Below are 4,094 nucleotides of genomic sequence, written 5' to 3'. Positions count from 1 at the left end.
TGTTTCATGCAGGTGGCAGAGGCGCTGCGATCAGCGATATCAATGCGCGCAATGGCAGTGAACCGGGCGTCAGTTTCTACACCCACATCTCCGATCAGTATGATCCGTTTTCGACCCGGGTGATTGCGGCGACGGCCGGTGAAGCGCCCTATGTTCTGGATGGACTGCTTTATCATGCTAACGGACTTTCCATTGAAGAGCATTATACAGATACGGGTGGGGCATCGGATCATGTTTTCGGGCTGATGCCATTCTTTGGTTATCGATTTGCGCCCAGGATACGGGATCTGAAAGAGCGGAAACTTCACCTGTTTCCAGATCAAAGCCCCGGTGATCTCCTGAGTGGAATGGCCGGTGACCCGATCAATACCGATCATGTTGCGGCCCACTGGGACGACCTGCTGCGTCTGGTCACATCCATTCGCAGTGGAACCGTGACGGCCTCGGCCATGCTGCGGAAGCTCGGCTCTTATCCCCGTCAGAATGGTCTGGCTGTGGCTTTGCGCGAAGTCGGCCGGATCGAGCGGTCAATTTTTATGCTCGACTGGATACAGGATTTGGATTTGCGCAGACGAACCCAGGCTGGACTCAATAAGGGAGAAGCCCGGAATGCTTTGGCCCGGGCGCTCTTCTTCAACCAGCTTGGTGAACTGCGGGATCGGCGTTTTGAAAATCAGGCTTATCGAGCGTCAGGTTTAAACCTGCTGGTGGCAGCGGTTATCCTATGGAATACGCGCTATCTTCAGTCTGCCATCGCAACGCTCGGCATTTCCGATGACCTGGCGCGGCATATTGCACCCCTCGGCTGGGAGCATATCTCTCTGACAGGGGACTATCGCTGGAATGTCGATGAGCAGCCCGAAGCGGGCGCGTTACGTCCGCTTCGGGTGCCTGCATCCCTGCTTGTCGCTTGAACCCCAATGCTGGCGGTTCTGTAGGTGTTCACCCTAAGCGTACGTAAAATACACTTTCGTGTCGTGACCCCTTACTGGAGCCGAAGTCGCCAGTGCCTCTGGCGGAAAGGGGCCACGAGCGGGCTGATCCAGCATGTCATCGAAATGCGGATCGACGACGATCAGGACGCGGTCTGGTTGCGCGTGCGCACTGCGGGCACAGGAGCGAACTGCCATGTGGGTTATCGAAGCTGTTTTTACCGGCGTGTCGATCTCCCTGCTGATGAAGTCATTTCGGCGTCAGCGGCTGAACTCGTCTTTTGCGAAACGCACAAGACCTTCGATCCGGTCGCCGTCTATGGCGATGTCCCGAACCCGACGCAGCTCTAGAGGAGAAACACCTATGGACAACAGGCTTCCCGTCACCGTGCTGTCCGGCTTTCTGGGCGCGGGCAAGACGACCCTGCTCAATCATGTTCTGAATAACCGTCAGGGTTATAAGGTCGCGGTGATCGTAAATGATATGAGCGAGGTCAATATCGACGCCAATCTGGTGCGCGAGGGCGGCAGCAATCTGTCGCGCACCGATGAGAAGCTGGTCGAAATGACGAATGGCTGCATCTGCTGCACCCTGCGCGATGATCTGTTGCAGGAAGTCCGACGGCTCGCAGAGGAGCGGAAGTTCGACTATCTGCTCATTGAATCCACGGGCATCGCGGAGCCATTGCCTGTCGCTGCGACGTTCGAATTCCGTGACGAGAATGATGTCAGCCTGAGCGATATCGCACGGCTGGATACGATGGTGACGGTCGTGGATGCGGTCAATCTCCTGCGCGACTATTCATCCAGCGATTTTCTGAAGGATCGGGGCGAAACAGCCGGGGAGGACGACGAGCGTGCCTTGGTCGATCTGCTCGTCCAGCAGATCGAGTTTGCTGATGTCGTGGTGACCAACAAAGTCTCCACCGCTACACCGGATCAGGTTGATGCGGCGAGGCAGATCATTCGTGCGCTGAATTCAGACGCCGACATCATTGAGACCGATATGGGACGGGTTCCTGTTGAACGGATCCTGAATACCGGTCGCTTCGATTACGACAAGGCGCACCAGCATCCGTTGTGGTTCAAGGAACTTTACGGGTTTGCCAATCATGTTCCTGAAACGGACGAATATGGCATTCGCAATTTCGTCTACCGGGCGCGGCGTCCGTTCGAGCCCGCGAAATTCCAGGCCTTTCTTGACCGGAACTGGCCGGGTGTCGTGCGCGCCAAAGGTCATTTCTGGCTGGCCACGCGCCCGGATTGGGTAGGAGAAATGAGTCAGGCCGGAGCCCTTGTGCGGAGCGAAGCAATGGGGTTGTGGTGGGCCGCGATTCCGAAAAACCAATGGCCGGACAGAGATCAGTGGCGGGATTTCGTTCTGGGGAACTGGGATCCCGTCTATGGCGACCGGCGGCAGGAAATCGTCTTCATCGGCACGGCGGAGATGGATGAAGCAGGACTGCGCCGGGACCTTGATGCCTGTCTTGTGCCGGATCTCGGAGATACCCCTTTCGAGCCGTCACGCTACGCACGCCTCCCCGATCCTTTTCCGGTCTGGCGTCGCCAGTCGGAAAGTCTTGAGCCGGCCTGAACGAGCAATCACACGTCATTACTGAGGAACATTTCCATGAAAACCCGAGCTGCCATTGCGTGGGAACCCAACATGCCGCTTGAGATCGATCTGGTTGATCTCGAAGGTCCGAAAGACGGCGAGGTTCTGGTTCGTATCGTGACCACGAGCCTGTGTCATACAGATATGTTCACCCTGTCAGGGCATGATCCGGAAGGACGCTTTCCGTGCATTCTTGGCCATGAGGGCGTGGGGATCGTCGAGGATGTGGGCAAAGGCGTCACCTCTGTTGCTCCGGGTGATCATGTCATTCCGCTCTATATTCCCGAAGACCCGAACTGCCCGATGATCCGCTCGGGCAAGACCAATCTCTGCTCGACCATCCGCGAGACACAGGCGCTTGGGCTGATGCCCGACGGCACGAGCCGTTTTTCTTACAAGGGTCGCCAGATCTTTCATTACATGGGCACCAGCACGTTCAGCGAATACACCGTGTTGCCCGAAATTGCCGTGGCGAAGATCACCAAAGATGCGCCGCTTGCCAAAGCCAGCGTCATGGGGTGCGCCGTCCCGACAGGCATGGGCGCCGTGCGGAACGCCGCGAAGGTGGAAGCAGGCTCGACCGTGGCTGTCTTTGGTCTCGGCGCGATTGGCATGGCCGTCATTCAGGGGGCTGTCATGGCCGGTGCCGCAAGGATCATCGGCATCGACACCAATCCGGCGAAGTTTCTGCTGGCCCGAAATCTGGGGGCGACCGATCTCGTCAATCCGACCGATCATACCGATCCGATCCAGAAAGTGATCGTCGAGATGACGGGCGGCGGAGTGGATTATTCTTTTGAGGCGATCGGTCGCGTTGATGTTATGCGCGCGGCTCTTGAGTGTTGCCATAAAGGCTGGGGCGAATGCACGGTCATCGGTGTTGCCGGGGCTGGCGAGGAGATCTCGACGCGGCCTTTCCAGTTGATCACGGGGCGGGTCTGGCGGGGCACGGCCTTTGGGGGGGTTAAAGGGCGTTCGCAGCTACCCGGCATGGTCGATGAATGGCTGGCTGGCAAGTTCAGCGTCGATCCCTACATCACCCACAACATGACGCATGACCGGATCAATACGGCATTTGATCTTCTGCATCGGGGAGAGGCCATTCGCTCTGTCATGCATTATCAGCCGGGAGAAACCCTGTCGAATGACCTGCCTGGCAAAATTCTGACCGATCTTTAAGGAGATGAAATGTGGCTATGCTGAGACCAAATCCGCGCGGTGATTTCCCCGTAGTTTCTGAAAGCGCCTTTGTCGACCCGACCGCGATCCTGTGCGGTCATGTGATCGTCGAAGGCGATGTCTTCATCGGCCCCTATGCCGTTATTCGTGCTGATGAATCCGATGAAAATGGCCATGTCGAGCCCATCCGGATCGGGAGTGGATCGAACATTCAGGATGGTGTTGTCATCCACTCGAAAGATGGAGGGTTCTAAAAACTCCATGGTTTTGAGTGCGTATCTGTGATTCCATACCTCCTGTGGTGATTGGGTGGATGAATGAATAATGAAACAGCCTGGTTTCTTTGATGTTGAAGAGCGGCTTGCTCG

General features: G+C 56.9%; 4 protein-coding genes and 1 pseudogene. 4 read left to right on the top strand and 1 reads right to left on the bottom strand.

The genetic code is table 11. The features are described from left to right. The 4 genes and pseudogenes from OQZ28_RS17220 to OQZ28_RS17205 form a co-directional block, all read left to right on the top strand. The coding region (locus OQZ28_RS17220) for a Tn3 family transposase (protein ID WP_458136684.1) at positions 1–914 on the top strand (914 nt) is incomplete at its 5' end. A gap of 72 nt (positions 915–986) precedes the next feature. Beyond that, a pseudogene (locus tag OQZ28_RS17215) lies at positions 987–1,283 on the top strand (phosphoribosyl-AMP cyclohydrolase); the annotation flags it as partial. A 13-nt stretch (positions 1,284–1,296) separates the two neighbouring features. Further along, positions 1,297–2,526 (top strand): zinc metallochaperone GTPase ZigA, encoded by a 1,230-nt coding sequence (gene zigA / locus OQZ28_RS17210; protein WP_194265584.1) that lies wholly within the window; start codon positions 1,297–1,299, stop codon positions 2,524–2,526. A gap of 36 nt (positions 2,527–2,562) precedes the next feature. Continuing rightward, entirely contained in the window at positions 2,563–3,726 is a 1,164-nt protein-coding gene (locus tag OQZ28_RS17205) for an S-(hydroxymethyl)glutathione dehydrogenase/class III alcohol dehydrogenase (protein ID WP_194265583.1), read from the top strand. Here OQZ28_RS17205 and OQZ28_RS17200 read toward each other — a convergent pair. Next, positions 3,723–4,094 (bottom strand): hypothetical protein (locus OQZ28_RS17200; protein WP_458136683.1); only part of this gene is annotated, 372 nt, incomplete at its 5' end. The two genes, OQZ28_RS17205 and OQZ28_RS17200, sit on opposite strands and share 4 nt — an antisense overlap.

It is taken from the genome of Komagataeibacter sp. NFXK3 (genome assembly GCF_054182245.1).
Note: the sequence above shows the minus strand (reverse complement) of the source record. Positions and strands in the feature narration are given on the sequence as shown.